17 protein-coding genes are annotated in these 17,558 nt (G+C 60.4%); 13 read left to right on the forward strand and 4 right to left on the reverse strand.

Annotated features, from left to right (window positions below; all coding sequences use genetic code 11):
* Positions 1-34: 34 nt before the first annotated feature.
* Positions 35-1,039 carry a GlxA family transcriptional regulator gene (locus ATH90_RS10235; protein ID WP_098466189.1) on the forward strand — a complete coding sequence of 335 codons (1,005 nt, stop codon included), beginning with the start codon at positions 35-37 and terminating at the stop codon, positions 1,037-1,039.
* Here the strand turns inward: ATH90_RS10235 and ATH90_RS10240 are convergent.
* Genes ATH90_RS10240 through ATH90_RS10255 form a run of 4 tightly spaced genes read right to left on the reverse strand, consistent with a single transcriptional unit; the run spans position 973 to position 5,103 of the window.
* Positions 973-1,887 (reverse strand): alpha/beta fold hydrolase, encoded by a 915-nt coding sequence (locus tag ATH90_RS10240; protein WP_034103567.1) that lies wholly within the window; start codon positions 1,885-1,887, stop codon positions 973-975. The two genes, ATH90_RS10235 and ATH90_RS10240, sit on opposite strands and share 67 nt — an antisense overlap.
* A gap of 59 nt (positions 1,888-1,946) precedes the next feature.
* Positions 1,947-2,435, reverse strand: coding sequence for an isochorismatase family protein (locus tag ATH90_RS10245; RefSeq protein ID WP_069022736.1), 489 nt, complete (start codon positions 2,433-2,435; stop codon positions 1,947-1,949).
* A gap of 48 nt (positions 2,436-2,483) precedes the next feature.
* Positions 2,484-4,310 (reverse strand): glycoside hydrolase family 15 protein, encoded by a 1,827-nt coding sequence (locus ATH90_RS10250; RefSeq protein WP_098466190.1) that lies wholly within the window; start codon positions 4,308-4,310, stop codon positions 2,484-2,486.
* The gene (locus ATH90_RS10255; protein WP_034103572.1) at positions 4,303-5,103 is read right to left on the reverse strand and encodes a glucose 1-dehydrogenase; all 801 of its coding nucleotides are present in this window, start codon (positions 5,101-5,103) and stop codon (positions 4,303-4,305) included. The genes ATH90_RS10250 and ATH90_RS10255 overlap by 8 nt, the downstream gene beginning before the upstream one ends.
* 253 nt (positions 5,104-5,356) lie before the next feature.
* On the opposite strand from ATH90_RS10255, the gene ATH90_RS10260 reads away from it, so the two are divergent.
* From ATH90_RS10260 to ATH90_RS10315, 12 genes are all read left to right on the forward strand, one after another.
* A complete protein-coding gene (locus ATH90_RS10260) occupies positions 5,357-6,061 on the forward strand; it encodes an HAD family hydrolase (RefSeq protein WP_098466191.1) in 705 nt (234 codons plus the stop codon).
* A gap of 25 nt (positions 6,062-6,086) precedes the next feature.
* A complete protein-coding gene (locus ATH90_RS10265) occupies positions 6,087-7,310 on the forward strand; it encodes a transaldolase family protein (RefSeq protein ID WP_069022742.1) in 1,224 nt (407 codons plus the stop codon).
* Positions 7,307-8,035, forward strand: a complete 729-nt coding sequence (locus ATH90_RS10270; protein ID WP_098466192.1) for a sulfotransferase-like domain-containing protein — start codon at positions 7,307-7,309, stop codon at positions 8,033-8,035. The genes ATH90_RS10265 and ATH90_RS10270 overlap by 4 nt, the downstream gene beginning before the upstream one ends.
* A 10-nt stretch (positions 8,036-8,045) precedes the next feature.
* Positions 8,046-8,771, forward strand: a complete 726-nt coding sequence (locus ATH90_RS10275) for an SDR family NAD(P)-dependent oxidoreductase (RefSeq protein ID WP_069022746.1) — start codon at positions 8,046-8,048, stop codon at positions 8,769-8,771.
* Entirely contained in the window at positions 8,768-9,904 is a 1,137-nt protein-coding gene (locus ATH90_RS10280; RefSeq protein ID WP_069022748.1) for a Rossmann-fold NAD(P)-binding domain-containing protein, read from the forward strand. Before ATH90_RS10275 ends, ATH90_RS10280 begins: the two co-directional genes overlap by 4 nt.
* Before the next feature lie 7 nt (positions 9,905-9,911).
* On the forward strand, positions 9,912-10,682 hold the full coding sequence (locus ATH90_RS10285) for a class I SAM-dependent methyltransferase (RefSeq protein WP_034103584.1): 771 nt from the start codon (positions 9,912-9,914) through the stop codon (positions 10,680-10,682).
* A 10-nt stretch (positions 10,683-10,692) separates the two neighbouring features.
* Positions 10,693-11,922 (forward strand): MFS transporter, encoded by a 1,230-nt coding sequence (locus ATH90_RS10290; protein WP_034103586.1) that lies wholly within the window; start codon positions 10,693-10,695, stop codon positions 11,920-11,922.
* A complete protein-coding gene (cysC, locus tag ATH90_RS10295; RefSeq protein ID WP_034103588.1) occupies positions 11,919-12,533 on the forward strand; it encodes an adenylyl-sulfate kinase in 615 nt (204 codons plus the stop codon). The genes ATH90_RS10290 and cysC overlap by 4 nt, the downstream gene beginning before the upstream one ends.
* Positions 12,534-12,629: 96 nt before the next feature.
* Positions 12,630-13,274, forward strand: coding sequence for a CGNR zinc finger domain-containing protein (locus ATH90_RS10300; protein ID WP_098466193.1), 645 nt, complete (start codon positions 12,630-12,632; stop codon positions 13,272-13,274).
* 91 nt (positions 13,275-13,365) lie between these two features.
* Positions 13,366-13,866: a sigma-70 family RNA polymerase sigma factor gene (locus tag ATH90_RS10305; RefSeq protein WP_069022752.1), complete on the forward strand. Its 501-nt coding sequence runs from the start codon at positions 13,366-13,368 to the stop codon at positions 13,864-13,866.
* 29 nt (positions 13,867-13,895) lie between these two features.
* Positions 13,896-14,846, forward strand: coding sequence for a FecR family protein (locus tag ATH90_RS10310; protein WP_170041154.1), 951 nt, complete (start codon positions 13,896-13,898; stop codon positions 14,844-14,846).
* 97 nt (positions 14,847-14,943) lie between these two features.
* Positions 14,944-17,349, forward strand: a complete 2,406-nt coding sequence (locus tag ATH90_RS10315) for a TonB-dependent siderophore receptor (protein WP_034103596.1) — start codon at positions 14,944-14,946, stop codon at positions 17,347-17,349.
* Positions 17,350-17,558 lie beyond the last annotated feature (209 nt).

Raw genomic sequence — 17,558 nt, forward strand, 5'->3', positions numbered from 1 at the left:
GGATACGCCATTGAGCCCACGAATCACGCCAATCATGCCTCGAATCGTCCATGTACTCGCTTTCGATAACGCCCAGGTGCTTGATGTCACCGGGCCGCTGCAGGTATTTGCCTCCACCAATGACCTGGCGCGCCAGCGCGGCGAACCTTTGCCTTATGCCGTCTCGGTGATCGCCGCGCAGGCGCAGCCGGTGATGACCTCGGCCGGCCTGGCGCTGGTAGCCGAGCCGCTGCCCGCTGTCGATGCGCCGTGCGACACCCTGGTGATCGCCGGCGGCTGGGGCGTGTACGGCGCCGCCGAAGACCCGGCGTTGGTGGATTGGGTGCGCGAGAAAGCCAGGCACACCCGGCGCATGACGTCAGTGTGTACCGGTGCGTTTTTGCTGGCCGCCAGCGGCATGCTCGACGGCTGCCGCGTGGCCACCCACTGGACGCGTTGCGAGGAGCTGGCGCGCAAGTTCCCCTCGCTGACGGTGGAGTCCAACCCGATTTTCATCCAGCAGGGCGCTGTATGGACGTCTGCCGGTGTCACCGCCGGCATCGATTTGTGCCTGGCGTTGGTGGAAGAAGACTTGGGCCGTGCCGTGGCCCTGGAAGTGGCGCGGCACCTGGTGGTGTTCCTCAAGCGTCCCGGCGGCCAGTCGCAATTCAGCGTGACCTTGTCGCTGCAAAAGGATGACAGCCGCTTTGCCGAACTCCACGCCTGGATGGCCGAAAACCTGACCCTGGATCTGAACATTTCCACCCTGGCCGCCCAAGCCGGCATGAGCGAGCGCAGCTTCGTGCGCCACTACCGGGCCGAAACCGGACAGACCCCGGCGCGTGCCGTCGAATTGATCCGCGTCGAAACTGCGCGCCGGCAATTGGCCGACAGCACCGCATCGATCAAGCGCATCGCCGTACAGTGCGGGTTTGGCAGTGAAGAGACCTTGCGGCGCAGTTTTCTGCGTGCGCTGGAGGTCACGCCCCAGGCCTACCGCGAGCGCTTTTCGCCAAGCAGCTCCAGTAGCGCGTCAAGCGTGGCCTGCGGCGCCTCCTGAGGAATGTTGTGGCCTACACCGTGCAACACCTGGCGCCGGTAAGACCCACTGAAATGCTCAATGTCATCATCCTCTTCGGGCGGCGGGCCCACGCCATCATCGGCGCCGCACAGCGAAATGCTCGGCACCGAAATCGCCGGTTGCAGGGCCAGTGCAGCTTCAATGGATTCCAGTGCCGGGTCGCCGGGCGCGTACATGAAACGATGGCGATACGAGTGAATCACCACCTCGACGAAATCCGCGTTATCGAACGACGGCGCCGTCTGGTCATACAGGCTTGGCCCCGCACCCCAGGACGGCGACCACAGGGACCACAACAGCTTGCAGAGTTCGCGACGGTTGGCGGTCAAACCGTCCACACCGCGCTGGGTGTGGAAGTAGAACTGGTACCACAAGCGATGCTCCGTCTCGGGCGCGCGTGGCTTGAGGGATTTGGCGATGTCCTGGATGTTGTAGCCATCCCCGGTCACCAACCCGCACACGCGCTCGGGCCACAGCGCCGCGACGATACACGCGGCACGCCCACCCCAGTCATAGCCGGCGAGGGTTGCCTGCGCGATACCCAGCGCGTCCATGAAATCCAGCAGGTCCTTGGCCAACGCCGCCTGCTGCCCGGAACGCATCACCTGCGCGTTGATGAACCGCGTAGGGCCATAACCGCGCAGATACGGCACCAACACCCGACACCCGCGCGCGGCAAGTACCGGCGCGATCTCGTCATAGCCGCGCGGGTCATAGGGGAAGCCATGCAGCAGGATCACAGGCGTACCGTCGGCAGGTCCGTGGGCTTCATAGGCCACGTCGAGCATCGAAGTGCGCACGTAATGCAGGGGGAGGGCGGTGGTCATGGTCGTCTCCTGTCAGGTGCTGTAACTCTAATGGAGGGGTGTGACGGGATGGCGCGCGATTAAAGGCCGTGGTGTGACTTGTCCAGGCCAAGATCAGCGCGGCTCAGGACATGCTTGAAGTGATGCCGCCACAGCTCCACCCCCAACTGCCCGGAACGATCCAATGACGAGCCCACCGTCAGATCGCTGATCAGCGTCGGCTGCAGCCCCGCATCAAACAATGCAAACCCCGCGGCCAGCACGCACGTATCGGTCTGGATGCCGCACACCAGTACACGTTCCGGCCCGAGGCTTTTGAGGTAGGCGACGGTTTCAGGTGTCGGCGCATAGCCGTGCTTGATGAAGATGCGATCCGCGGCAATCAGGCTCTGGTCGTCCGGCGCCGGTTGCCAGCCGAGTTGCCGGGCGAAGGGCGTGACGCTCTCGTCATGGCGCTCCACGGTGGCGACTGACGGCATGCGACCCAGCAGGGAAGCGATGCCGTCGACCAGCCACGCCGGCGGGTTGAAGGAGGGCTGCACATCGATGATCAGCAGTACCTGGCGCATGGCGTTCCTGTCCGTGGTCGAGTGGCTGCCCATTGTGCACAGGCCACTTCAGGGTTGCCAGGTGGTTTTCTCGCCGCTGAGCTTGCGGTCCAAGAACGTCGCCGCGCTGATCAACGCCAGGTGACTCAATGCCTGGGGCGTATTGCCGAGGTGGTGGGCCTGGCTGTCGAACTCTTCGGCGTACAAACCCAGGGGGTTGGCGTAGCGCAGCAGTTGTTCGAACTCCAGGTGGGCCTTTTCAACCTGGCCGGCGCGGGCCAGGCATTCGACGTACCAGAACGAGCAGGCCGCGAAGGCGCCTTCGGTGCCTTGCAGGCCGTCGATCTGGCTGTCGTCGTTGCGGTAGCGGTAGACCATGCCGTCGCGCACCAGGCTTTTCTGAATGGCTTCCAGGGTCGAGAGCCAGCGTGGATCGGTCGCCGCGACGAAGCGCACCAGTGGCATCAGCAGCATCGAGCCGTCGAGCGCCGTGCTGCCGGTATGCTGTACGAAATGCCCACGCTCTTCGTTCCAGAAATTGCTCCAGATGTCGGCGTAGATCGCTTGCCGAGTCTGGTCCCAGCGTGCGAACGGCGCTGGCAGCGAGCGCTTGGACGCAAGGCGGATGGCACGGTCCAGTGCCACCCAGCACATCAGCCGCGAATGCAGGAAATGATGCTGCTCGCCGCGCATTTCCCAAATGCCCACGTCCTGGGTATTCCAGATCTCGCAGACCTGGTCGGCCACGTCCACGGTGTGTTTCCAGCCTTCGTGGGAGATCGCTTCCCCGTACTTGTTGACCAGGTACACCGCGTCCATCAATTCGCCGTAGATGTCCAACTGGATCTGGTCGAAAGCCTCGTTGCCGATGCGCACCGGCTTGGCTCCGCCGTGGCCCTTGAAGTGGTCAAGCTCGGCTTCCGGCAACTCCTGGCGACCGTCGATGCCATACAGGATGTTGATCTTGGTCGACTGACTGCAGCAGTCGCTGACCCGGCCTTTGAGCCAGCGCATATAGGCATTGGCTTCCTCGACAAAGCCCAGGCGCATGAACGCGTAGACGGTGAACGAGGCATCGCGGATCCAGGTGTAGCGGTAGTCCCAGTTACGTTCGCCGCCGGGCGTTTCGGGCAGGCCGAAGGTCGCGGCAGCGATGATTGCGCCGTGTTTGCGCGAGGTCAGCAACTTGAGCGCCAGCGCCGAGCGGTTGACCATTTCGCGCCAACGCCCGCGGTAATTCGATTGCGCGATCCAGCCGCGCCAGAACTTCAAGGTATGGGCCAGCGCCAGGTCGGTGCAGCTGCTGTCCACGCGTGCATCCTCCTGCCCGCCGAGGACGAACTCGGCGCCTTCCTCTTGGTCCAGGGCAAAACTGGCCACGGCGGCGTCGTTCTCAAGCTGCAGCGGATGGCTGCCGGACAGGCGCAGGCCGGGTTGACCGCCGGCAGTGAAGACGACGGTGCCATTGTCCAAGGCTGCGTGGGTCGGCGTGCGCGCATAGTCGTGCCGCACCGCGCAGCGCAGGTGAATGTCAGCCTTGCCACTGACCACTCGAACCCGACGGATCAGCAGCGGCAAGTCATCGATTTCTTCGCTGATGACCAGCAGGTCAGTGATCTCCACCACAGCTTGGTCGCTGAGCCAACGGGTTTGCAGCACATTGGTGTCGGGCAGGTAGATTTGTTCGCGGCGCGCGTTGGGCAGGTCCGGGGTGAGTTGGAAAATGCCGGCGTCGGGGCTGTCCAGCAGCGAGCAGAAGATCGACGGGCTGTCGAATTCCGGCCAGCAGAAAAAGTCGATGCTGCCTTTGTCGTTCACCAAGGCGGCACTGCGCATATCGCCAATGATGCCGTGGGCATCGATGGCGCTCTGTTGTTCGTTCTTCAAATCAACCATTGCCACGGAACTCCGGATAAAGGCTCATGCCGCCGTCAATAAAAAGCGTGCTGCCTACCACATAGTCGGAGGCATCACTGGCCAGCCACACCACGGCGTTGGCCACGTCTTCCACATCGCCCACGCGACCGTAGGGAATCAGCTTGAGCAGTTCTTTTTCCGCCGCGCCTTCGGTGGCCGCACGGTTGATCGCCGTACGGATCGCACCTGGCGCAATGCCGTTGATGCGGATGCGCTGTTGGCTGACTTCCTGGGCGAGGGTGCGCATCAGCATCTCAACGCCGCCCTTGGACGCCGCGTAATTCACATGACCGGCCCAGGGGATCAATTGGTGCACTGAGCTCATGTGAATGATTTTGCCCGCCGCCCGCGACACGCCATCGCGCACGCCTTGCCGATTGAAGATACGCACGGCCGCGCGGGCACACAGGAACTGGCCGGTGAGGTTGACGCCGATCACCGCATTCCAGTCGTCGAGGCTCATGTCGACCAGGTTGGCGTCCTTTTGCATCCCGGAGTTGGCTACCAGGATGTCCAGGTGGCCGAAGGCATCCAGGGTCTTTGCAAACAGCGTTTCCACATCGGCCTCTTTGGAGACGTCGGCGCCGATGGCGATCGCGCGGCCACCCTCGGCGTTGATCTGCGCTGCCAAGGCTTCGGCCGGTGCGGCCTGGCTGTTGTAGTTCAGCACCACGGCCGCTCCGGCCTGCGCCAGGGCCTTGGCCGCGCCTGCGCCAATTCCCGAACTGGCGCCTGTCACCAGGGCCACTTGTTGCTCCAACGAAATACGCATTGCTCACCGACCTTAATTTCGTGAGTTCAAGTAGCTGACTGACGGCGCGCAAGGGAAGTTCAGACGTGTGAAATTAGCGACTACAACCATGGTGGAAAATGGAATAACAGAACTATAAAAAATAACCATAAGATACTAAAAAACCGCTCAAAAGCGTTTGACAGGCTTTTTCACCCCGTGTCTTATAGGCACACCTCAACCCGCTCCGTTGGTAGTTCGGAAGTCATCGCGGGGCCACCTATAAGAGATATCTATGTGCCGGTCGGCCGATATAGGGGAACTACCAGGTCAGGAAAAAGCCGCTGCCTTAGTTGGCGTGCCTCAGTTAGTTATCTTCGATTGCGACGGTGTACTCGTTGACAGTGAAGAAATAACCCTGTCTGTGTTGATCGCCATGCTTAATGCGCTTGCTCAGCGCGATACCGTTCTTGATGTCACCCGTTTTATTGAACACTTTCGCGGGCGCAAGATTGCTCATTGTCTGCGTGAAGCCGAACAGATATTAACGATCAGCCTGGATGCTGAGTTTGAACAACGCTTTCGCCAACAGGCATTGGAAGCGCTGACGCTCAACATGAAAGCCACGGAGGGAATAGTTGAAGTACTCGAAGAACTGAACGTTGCTTATTGCGTCGCCTCCAGTGCGCCACGCAATAAGATAGAACACTGCCTGCGTATTGCCGGGCTGTTGTCTTATTTCGAAGGGCGAATATTCAGTTGCTATGAAGTCGGGCGTTGGAAACCGGATCCCTTAGTGTTTCTGACGGCCTGTGACACGTACGGTGTTGATGTCAGTGATGCGCTGGTGGTTGAAGACAGCGTGACGGGTATTCAGGCGGCGGTCGCCGCCCATATAAGGGTGCTGGGTTTTGGCCCGACAGAGCGACATTCGCAATTGGCCGCTGCCGGGGCATTACCGATTGCGGATATGCGTGAATTACTGGCCCTTTTCAATTGATCTTATTACTCAGGGAGGAGGCATTGTGAACACACTAGGTTACCTGGAGCGGCTCAAGCGCAACGATCAATGTTCAGAAGTGTGGTGGGATTCATCGCCTGCCGTGTACCTGCCTTACAAACAGCACTTGCTGGAAAAGTACCCGGCGGCGGCGACTTATATAGAAGCATTGATGCCGGATGATTTCTCCCAGCCCTGGGGTTTGTGCAGCGCGACCACCAACCCGCGGCTGGTGACGGCCGTGATCCTCGAGAAACGCGAGTATTGGTCATCGCGCTTCAACCTGGCCAGCCTGTCGCCCAGTGAGTTGCGCAAGCAGCTGTACAACGAAGTGATTGCCGAAGGGGCTTCGATGCTCAAGCCGCTGTGGGTCCAGTCGGCGCAGGCCGAAGGCTGGATTTGCGCGCAGGTCGACCCGGTGGATGTGCGCTGCACCGAGCGCATGACCACCAGGGGCCTTGAACTGCAGCGCCTCGCACCGAACGTGATGGTCAAGGTACCCGGTAGCCTGGAGGGGCTGGCGACTGTCGAGCACCTGGTAGCCCAGGGCGCGTCGGTCAATATCACCTTCTGCTTCACGGTCGCCCAGTTCCAGGCCGGTATCCAGGCCATCGAGCGCGGCAGGGCAAGCGCGCGCAGCAATGGTATCGAGACGGGCCGCTGCAAGTACGTCATCACCTTCATGATCGGGCGCTTCGCCTGCCAGCCTGAACTCACGTTGCAGGCTGCGGAACGTGGCCTGGTGCTGAGCGCCGAGGAACTGCGCTGGGCCGAGTTGATGATCTACGAGCAGATCCAGGCGCTGGTAGCAGCGTCGGACGTGCCAGTCAAAACCTTGCTGTCCAGCATAAAAGTCGATGTGGACGAACGCGGCAACAAGCACTGCTGGCACTTGGAAAAGACCGGTCAGACCGCGACCTGCTACACGCTGACGCCGGATGTCGTGGAGTTTCTGATAGAGCGTGAAAGCCACGGCAAGCCGGTGATGCCGGCCACGGAGCCGCAGAAGCCGCCTGCCTCGACCTTTTCGAAGTTGGTCCGCATCCCGTATTTCTACGAAGCCTACTTTATCGACAGCATCGAACCGTACGATTTTGGCAACCATGAGGCATTCATCAACGCCTGCAATGAAGCCAACAGCGCGCACCGGCGCCTGGCGGATTACTGCGTTCGCCTCTGCCCGGTGACAAAGCCTTTCAAGCGCGCGCTCAACGCGCTGCTGGCGGCCGAATTCGGGGTGATCGCATGAACCGCATGATCGGGTTGTGGGCCCATCCACGTTCGCGTTCCACCGTACTGGAGCGCGTGTTTATCGAGCGGGGGGATTTCGAGGTCTTCCACGAGCCCTTTGCGCACATGGCGTTTTCAGAGAACTCGGCGATTCCTTCGGATGAGTGGGATCATCGTTTACCGACCACCTACCAGGGCATTAAGGAGCATTTGCTGAGTGCTCGCGAACGTACCCACGTGTTTCATAAAGACATGTGTTACCACTGCCTGGATGATTTGAAAGTTGACAGTGGGTTTCTCGCGCAACAGGACAATATCTTTCTTATTCGCGAACCGGCCAGCAGCATTATTTCCCATCACCGTATACACCCGGATATGCCCTTAGAGGCCATTGGGCATAAAGCGTTGTACGAGATATTTTGTGTGGTGACCAAACTCACCGGGAAAGTGCCCTATGTGATCAATGCGGACAGTCTTGCCGCCGACCCGGAACGAGTGATCCGCAAACTGTGTGATTACTTGGGTATTGAATTCCTGCCACACGCCATGACGTGGAAACGTGAATGTCCACAACAATGGAAAACCTGGCGTCGTTGGCACACGGCGGCGGAAAACAGTGAGCGCATTGTGTCGCCGGATATACAGCCTGTTGACTTGCAGGCATTCGACCACTACCCGAAGTTAAAGGCGATGTATGAATACCATCGAACCTTTTACGCGCGCATGAATGAATTTTGTCAATAAGGATTGTTGTATGAAGACGCTGATTGTGACCGGGGCGGCCAACGGAATTGGTCGGGCAACTGTTGAACTGGCCATACAACAGGGTTACTTCGTTATTGGTGCCGACAAGGACGCCGACGGTCTGAAAGTGCTGCAACGTATTTACAGCGACGCGGTATTTGAAGCACAGGTCGCCGACTTTTCCGATATGGCCGTTATCAAGACGTTTATTCCGAAACTGTATGAGCGCCATGCGACTATCTATGGCCTGGTCAATAACGCCGGTCTCTACCATGGCAAAAGTGTCTACGCCTACTCCGATGAGCAGATCGACGAGATCCTCAACGTCAACCTCAAGGCCCTGGTCTACCTCTCCAAGGACTTCGCGGAACGGGAGATGCGCCACGAAGCGCCGCGCAGCATCGTCAATATCGCCTCGGTGGCCGGTGAAGTGGGCAGCTGCGACGCGCTCTACGGTGCTACCAAGGCCGCGGTGATCGGCTTGACCAAGGCCAACGCCTGGAACTTCGCACCGTTTGTGCGGGTGAACGTGGTGTCCCCGGCACTGATCCATGAGACCGCGATCTACGACACCATCCCGCAATACCGACGCGCCGAGTACGCACGCCAGGAAATCCTCAAGGACCCGATCCTGCCCAGTGGGGTGGCCGAGGTCATCCTGCTGCTGGTTGGCGATGCCATGCGTCACATCACTGGCAGGGTGATTCCGGTCGACAACGGAGCCTACCCACGGTGAGCCAGTCGATGCGCAAGAAAAAACTGCTGCTGGTGGGCGCCGGCAACCTGTGCCTGCAGATCCTCAAGATCCTGGGGCCGAAAAACGCGTTCGAGTTCGTGGTGCTGGGCCGTAATGAAGACGCGACGGTTCGGTTGTGCAACCTGGTGACGCTGTCGTGCGCGCAACTGGGGCAATTCATTGCGATCAAGCCGGTGATTGCCGACCTGACGGATATCGGCCGGGTAGCGCAGTTGCTGCGTGAAGAGGCGCCGGACATGCTGGTCAATTGCGCGTCGCTGCAGTCATGGCGGGTCATTACCGGATTGCCCAGGCTGTCCTTCGAAAAGCTCGACCAGGCCCAGTTCGGCCCCTGGTTGCCCATGCACCTGACGTTGATGCATTGCCTGATGCAAGCGGTGAAAGCCTCTGGCATCAGCACCAAGACCGTCAACGCGGCGTTTCCCGATGCAGTCAACCCGATCCTGGAGCGTATCGGGCTGGCGCCGGACATCGGCGTGGGCAATGTGGCCAACCTGATTCCCGCCGTGCGGTTTTCCATCGCACGGTTGCTGGAGTGCGCGCCCGCCGATGTACAGGTGCAGCTCTATACCCAGCATTACTTCAGCCATTACGTGCCACGCGGTGGCCTGCCGCCGCGTGCCAGTTACCGCCTGCTGTACGAGGTGCGCGACCGGCCTGAGCTGGCACGCCTGCCGGACGAGGCGATTTTCTCGACGGTGAAGTCCGAGTTCCGCCGCCTGGGTGGGGTGGATGGGCAGTTCCTCACCGCGTGCTCCGCCGTCACGGTCATCGAGGGGCTGTTTTCACCCACGCCGGTGCTGGTGCATGCACCCGGCCCCCTGGGGCTTCCGGGCGGTTACCCGGTTTCGCTGCACGACGGTCAGATCACGGTGCAGTTTTCCGAGGCCTGCCCTCGGGATGAGGCGGTGCGCATCAACACTATTTGCCAGAGCCAGGATGGCATCGACGCAATCCACTGTGATGGCTCGGTCACTTACAACCCGCAGTGCATGGCGGTCATGCAGTCGATGCTGGGGTACGCCAAGAACACCATGGCCATCGAGCAATCCGCCGAGTTCGCCCACGAGTTGGCGAGCAAATACCTGTCCTTCAAGCATTCAACCTGGTAGGTGTGAGATGAATCAAATGTCCGGGCGCAAGCACCACGACGTCGCCAGTTATTCCACACAGTATTCGGCCGACTTTGTCGAACGTTGGGATGAATTGATCGATTGGGACAAACGCAAGGCGGGGGAGGACGGGTTCTTTGAAAACCTGCTGCGAAGCCGCGGCGTGCAGTCGGTGATCGACGTCTCGACGGGCAGTGGCTTCCATGCGGTGCAACTCAAGCAGGCGGGCTTCGATGTGGTCGCCACGGATGGCAGCAGCACCATGTTGACCAAGGCGCGAGCGAATTTTCGCAAGCATGGCCTGGACATCCAGTCCCATTATCGTGACTGGCACTCACTGGACCCCCAGGAGCTTGGCCAGTTCGATGCGGTGGTATGCCTGGGCAGTTCGCTGTGCCATGTGTTTGAAGCCCACGATCGATTGAGGGTGCTGGCGAAGTTCAGGGCATTGCTCAAGCCGGGCGGCCTGCTGATTGTGGATCAACGTAATTTCTTCGCTATTCGCGCGGGCAAGTACAAGGCCAGCGGGAATTATTATTACTGTGGCACGAATGCCTCAGTGAGTCTGGGGGAGGTCAATGAGCGCCTTTGCGAGTTCATCTACTCGTTTGATGACGCGGAGCAGTACAGGCTGAAGGTCTACCCGTTGCTACCGGGTGAGTTGGTCACTGAGATACTCGCGTCGGGGTTCAACGCGCCCGAGAGCTATGGTGATTTCCAGCGTGACTACGACATGATGCAGTGTGATTTCGTCATCCACACTGCGCGCGCCGTGTAAGGGGGGCTTGATGAGCACACTCGTACACAGCAATACCCGCCCGTTGGACAGCGTCGTGCTGGCGGTGGTCCTCACCGGGTTCGTGGCCAGCACCTATGGCTTCGGGGTCTACCTGTTCGCCAACCTGGTGGTGGACATGCGCCGCGACATCGGCTTTGACTACACCACGGTGGGGCTGATCACCGGTGGGGCGCAGATCGGCTTCCTGCTGTTTTCATCCGTGACGAGCTATATCAGCCGGTTTTTCGAGGGCTGGAAAATCAGCCTGGTGTCCACGGTGATGACCTCCCTGGCGCTGCTGGGCCTGAGTGTCAGTCACAGCATCTGGGTGTCGGGCGCGTTGTTGATCCTCCTCGGCGGCTGTTCCGCCTCGGTGTATATCCCATTGGCGGAGATCGTCGCCAAAGGCTTCAGCCCGGGCAACCGCTCGCGGGTCATGGGCTTGATCTCCAGCGGCACCAGCTATGGTGTGTTTATCAATGGCTTGTTGGTGTCGTTCCTGACCCTCAATGGTGGCTGGCGCTCGGTCTGGCTCACTGCGGGGGTGATATCGGTGGCCCTGTGCGGGGTGGCCTGGTTTCTGTTGCGCAACCTGTCGACCAACCGGGACACCGGGTTTGCCGGTGAGCGCGCCAGTGCGTCAGACACTCACCAACCCTGGCTCAGCCGTTCGTTGTACCTGACCTGGGCCATCGCTTTTCTCAACGGCATGGCGCTGCTGCCGTTCCAGACTTACCTGGCGCCTTTCCTTCGCGATGAACTCGGGGTGTCGATACGGGACGCCGGGTTTATCTGGACCACCCTCGGCGCCGTAGGCATGGCATCAGGCTTTCTGGTGGGGTGGATCGCCGACAAGGTCGGGGTGCGGGCGTCGTTGGCGATGTGTTTCCTGAGTGCGGGGCTGGCCGCCACCCTGGTGTTCAGTTTCAACAGCCTCCCGCTGTTTTACCTGGCGGCGTTTTTGTTTGCGCTGGCGTTCTACCCCATCTTCGGTCTGGTCCCCAGTTACATCGGGCAAATCGTGCCGGTCAGCCGGCTGACCCAGGCCTTCGGCATTGCCAACGTGTTGATCGGGTTGGGTGGGGTGTGCGGCAACTTCCTGGGCGGATTCTCCAAGGACCTGACCGGGTCGTTCTCGACAGTCTACTGGGTGGTTGCGCTGTTGCTGTTCGTGCAGTGCGCGATGGTGTTCATGTTGGGTAGACAGCCGGTTTCGGTGACGGAGGGTGAGCGGCCATGAGTCATTTTCCAGAGAGTCAAAACCAGCATCTGCACGCGTTTGCGTTCAGCCACGCGCGCTTCGAGCACTCGCGGCTCAAGCAAAAGCCCGCGGTGATCTGGATGACCGGAATCTCCGCGTCCGGCAAGTCGACCATTGCCGATGCGCTGGATATTGCCCTGCAGGAGCAGGGGCGCATCACTGCCATTATCGACGGTGACTCGGTGCGCGGCGGCCTGTGCCGGGACCTGGGGTTTACCGACAGCGACCGTGACGAGAACATCCGACGGGTCGCCGAGGTCGCGCGGTTGATGCTTGAAGCGGGGCTGATTGTGATCGTGGCGCTGATTTCACCTTCGTCAGCCAGCCGCCACTACGCGCGCTCGATCATCGGCAATGAGTTTTTTATCGAAGTGCATGTGGACGTGCCGTTGGAAACCGCCGAACACCGTGACCCGAAGGGCCTGTATAAAAAAGCCCGCGCGGGGTTGATCAAGCACTTCACCGGTATTGACTCCCACTATGATGTGCCGGTCTTTCCGGAAGTGCACTTGGATACCCAGGCGCTTTCGGTCGCGCAGTCTGTCGAGACGATCCTTGACTGGGTGACACGCCACGACGATCACACTTAGCCGTTGGTCTTTGCGCCGGGCCGTCAATGTCTGCAATTCGAGAAAACAAGGTAATCTGCGCCATCGCAGGGAGAACGCGTTTTTTCAGGAGCAGGCATGACACATTTTACGGGCACTGCAAAATCGATCCGTCTGATCAGTGGCGCCCGGGTATTGGACTTTATCAATACCACCAATGGCCGGCGTCCCGGCACTGCACTCAAGATCATTGAAGAGCGGCTCACCAGTTTTCAGTTCTTCTTCGAATGGGCCTTGCATGCGGCGTTGATCTCGGACCAGGAGTTCGAGGCCTGCAGGCCCATGGTGTTCGAGTCGTCGATGGCCTACCAACCTGACCTGGACACCATTATCGCGTTCAGGGAGTGCCTCTACGAGGTGTTCCATCCCTTGTCGCTGCAGCGCGCCGCTCCCGATGACGCCTTGCAGCAGATCAACCAGATGTTCCAGCAAGGCGTCGCCTGGCGAGTGCTGCAGTCTGTCGATGGCAAGCCTGCCTGGGCGTGGAAGCCTTGCACCACTGCGCAGGAGCTGACGGCCATGGTGCTGGGGCGCCTGGCTATCGACGCCACGCAGTTGCTGGTGTCCGGTGATCTTCACGCATTGCGCAGTTGCAGTTCCACTGACTGTGATTGGGTGTTCCTCGATATCTCCAAGAACAAACAGCGCAAATGGTGCCAGATGAGCGTGTGCGGCAGCCGGGAGAAACTCAGCCGTCTCAAGCAGGTGGCCAGTCCCCAGTAGGCTCGATGCCGTGCTGTGGACGACGGGTAGCAATTGCCCCGCTTAATAGGAAGCATTACTATTCACGCCCCGCCTCCCCAGTGCTCCCGCGATGATTCCTCCACCGCCCCGCAGAACAGGCTTTTTCGAACACTACGAAGAGTTGATCGGAACCTGGACGCGCCGCCTGAGGAACCGTCAGCAGGCCGAAGACCTGGCCCATGACACCTTTGTGCGCGTGCTGGAGTCAAAATCCTCCGAGGTTGAGCAACCGCGCGCCTACCTGCACCAAACGGCGCGCAATATCGCCGTGGACGCCTATCGACGCGAAGACCGCCGGGAAGCCTTCACGCTGGAAGCCTTTGATCAGCGTTCGCCCCACAGCGGCGACCCGGAGCAGTTCATGCACGCGATCCAGTTGGCGGACTCTATCGAGCGGGCCTTGGCCGAGCTGCCGCTCAACTGCCGCAAGATTTTCATCTGGCAGAAAATCGAAGGCCTGACCCAGCAGGAAATCGCCGAACGCCTGGGTCTGTCTAAAAACATGGTGGAAAAGTATATGATCCGCACCCTGCGGCATCTGCGCGACCGCCTGGACGCGATGGCGCCATGACCGCCCGCCATGAAACAGGATCTTCCATGATGGATAACCGTGCCCGAGACGAAGCTGCGCAATGGTTTGTGCGCCTGCAGGACGCCGACTTGAGCGTCGCCGAGCGCCAGCGCTTCGATGCATGGCGCAACGAACATGCCGACCACCAATATGAGTTCGACGTGCTGCAAGGCTTGTGGAGTGCCGCCGACTTGCTGCCCAAGGCGCGCCTGCAAGCGTTGGGCGAGGCGCCTGCAGAATGCCCCAGGCGCCGAACCGTTCTGCGTTACGCGGTGGCCGCCAGTGTGGTGGCCATTGCCCTGGGGTTGGGCCTGTTCAGTGGGCTCGATCATCCGAAGCCCTACAGTGCCGAGTTCAGTACCCGCTTGGGCGAGCATCGCCAAGTGGCATTGCCCGATGGTTCGGTGATGGACCTCAATAGCCGCAGTGTCGTCACGGTGCATTATGAAAAAGGCCGGCGCGGCGTGGAGCTCAAGCAGGGCGAAGCGATGTTCAGCGTCGAACATGACACCAGCAGGCCTTTTGTGGTGGTTGCCGGGGCAGGGCAGGTGACCGTGACCGGCACGCGCTTCGATGTGCGCCGCGATGAAGACCAGACCCGCGTGATGGTCGAAGCCGGTACGGTGCAGGTGCAAGGCCGTTCGCCAGACAAAGGGGTGACGCTGACTGCGGGCCTGGGTACGCACGTCGACACCCAGGGCCTGGTGGCGGCCGCCTACGGCGTGAACACCGAAGAGTTGACTGCCTGGCGGGCGGGCAAGCTGGTCTTCAACAACGCGTCGTTGAGCGAAGTGGCCCGGGAAGTCTCGCGTTACCGTGAACGACCGCTGCGGGTCAGTTCACCTGCCGTGGGCAATCTGCGCTTGACCAGCGTGTTCAAGGCCAGCGATACCGATGCCTTGCTCAAGGCCTTGCCGCACATCCTGCCGGTGGCCTTGCGCACCTTGCCGGACGGCAGCCAGGAAATTATTTCACGCTGACATTCAGGTTTTTTTCGAGTTCTTCGTCTTCTCCTGCAACTGCAACTGGTTTGCATTAACAGCCGCATACTCGTGCGATTACAGGACTGGGTTCGACGTGAAAAAACGTGCCGTGAACAACAATAAAATCTCCCGCTGGGCGCCGCTGGCCCTGGCGCTTGCGGTCAGTGCCGCGCTGCCTGCGGCCTACGCCGCCGATGCCATTCACATCCAGGCCCAGCCCCTGGGTTCGGCGCTGAGCCAATTGGGCCAGCAGACCTCCCTGCAGGTGTTTTTCAGCCCCGACCTGGTCGCGGGCAAGCAAGCGCCAGCGGTAGACGGCAACCTGTCGCCAGAACAAGCGCTGCGCCAGTTGCTGCAAGGCAGCGGCCTGGACTACCAGATCGATGCTGGCTCCGTCACCCTGCGCCCTCGGGACAGCGGCACCGGTGAAGCCGGTTCGCCCTTGGAGTTGGGCGCCACCGACATCAAGGTCGTCGGCGACTGGCTCGGCGATGCTAACGCCGAAGTGGTGCAGAACCACCCAGGGGCGCGCACGGTGATCCGCCGTGAAGCCATGGTGGAGCAGGGCGCAATGAACGTCGGTGATGTGCTGCGTCGTGTGCCGGGTGTGCAGGTACAGGAATCCAACGGTACTGGCGGCAGTGATATTTCCCTCAACGTTGGCGTACGTGGCCTGACGTCGCGCCTGTCGCCACGCTCCACCGTGTTGATCGATGGCGTGCCGGCTGCCTTCGCGCCTTACGGCCAGCCCCAGCTGTCGATGGCACCGATTTCCGCCGGCAACCTGGAGAGCATCGACGTCGTCCGTGGTGCCGGTTCCGTGCGTTATGGGCCGCAAAACGTCGGTGGCGTGATCAACTTCGTCACCCGTGCCATCCCCGAGCAATTCTCCGGTGAAGTTGGCACTACCCTGCAAACCTCCGCCCACGGTGGTTGGAAGCACGTCGATAACGCCTTTATTGGCGGCACCGCCGACAACGGCATCGGCGCCGCTTTGCTGTACTCCGGCGTCAATGGCAACGGGTACCGCAACAGCAACAATTCCAATGACATTGACGACGTGATCTTCAAGACCCACTGGGCGCCGACCGATCAAGACGACTTCTCGCTGAACTTCCACTATTACGACGCCAGTGCCGACATGCCGGGTGGCCTGACCCAGCAGCAGTTCGACGCCAACCCGTATCAATCGGTGAGGGATTGGGACAACTTCAGCGGGCGCCGCAAGGACGTATCGTTCAAGTACATCCGCCAGATCGATGACCGTACACAGGCCGAGGTGCTGACGTACTACTCCGACAGCTTTCGCGGCAGCAATATCGCCAACCGCGACCTGCGTACCCTCGGTTCTTACCCGCGCACCTACTACACCTTCGGGATCGAGCCACGGGTGTCCCATGTGTTCGATGTGGGCCCGAGCACCCAGGAAGTCAGCCTGGGCTATCGCTACCTCAAGGAAGGCATGCATGAGCAGGCCAGCAGCCTGAACCTGGTCAACAATGTACCGACGCCGGGCGGGCAGAATGACGGTCACGTTTACCAGGACCGTACCGGGGGCACCGAGGCCAACGCGTTCTATATCGATAACAAGGTCGATATCGGCAAGTGGACCATCACGCCAGGCATCCGTTTCGAAGATATCCGTACCGAATGGCACGACCGCCCTGTGATCGCGTTGAATGGCACCCGTACCCAGGAAAAACGCCGCGAAGTCCACAACAACGAACCGCTGCCCGCGTTGAGTGTGATGTACCACGTCTCGGACGCATGGAAACTGTTCGCCAACTACGAGACTTCGTTCGGCAGCCTGCAATACTTCCAATTGGGCCAGGGCGGCACCGGCGACCAGACGGCCAACGGCCTGAACCCGGAAAAGGCCAAGACCTATGAGGTCGGTACGCGCTACAACGACGCTGTCTGGGGCGGTGAGCTGACGTTCTTCTACATCGACTTCGCGGATGAACTGCAATACGTCAGCAATGACGTGGGCTGGACCAACCTGGGTGCAACCAAGCACACCGGTATCGAAGCCTCTGCCCATTACGATCTGTCGAACCTGGACCCGCGTCTGGACGGCCTGACCGCCAATGCCGGTTTCACCTACACCAAGGCCACCTCCGAGGGTGACGTGCCGTTCAAAGGCCGTGACCTGCCGCTGTACTCCCGTGAAGTGGCTACATTGGGCCTGCGTTACGACGTCAACCGCTGGACCCATAACCTGGACGTGTACGCCCAGTCTGGCCAGCGTGCGCCAGGTACAACGAGCACCTACATCACCCAGGGCACCGCCGATGGCCAATTTGGCGATATCCCCGGCTATGTATCGGTCAACGTGCGCAGCGGCTATGACTTCGGCGAGCAGTTGTCCAACCTGAAAGTGGGTGTGGGCGTGAAAAACGTCTTCGACCAACAGCACTACACCCGTTCCAGTGACAACAACTCCGGGCTTTACCTGGGTGAACCACGGACGTTCTTCGTACAGGCCAGCGTCGGTTTCTGATCCTGCCTTCACTCGAATAGTTACCGCTCTTCCTGACCCAGTCGGGCGGTAACTCCTGCCAAACCGATGGTTTTTGCTCGTTAATTCAGAAGTTCTTCCTACGTGGGCTCTGGACGTTTTCTGCTGTCTCAGGAACCGGTTCCCACCGTTCTGCCACACAGGGTATGCCTGCCTTCGCTGATGTCCTTGACGACCTGTTGGCCGTCGGG

Origin of the sequence: Pseudomonas lurida (assembly GCF_002563895.1) — a bacterium.
GTDB lineage: Bacteria > Pseudomonadota > Gammaproteobacteria > Pseudomonadales > Pseudomonadaceae > Aquipseudomonas > Aquipseudomonas lurida.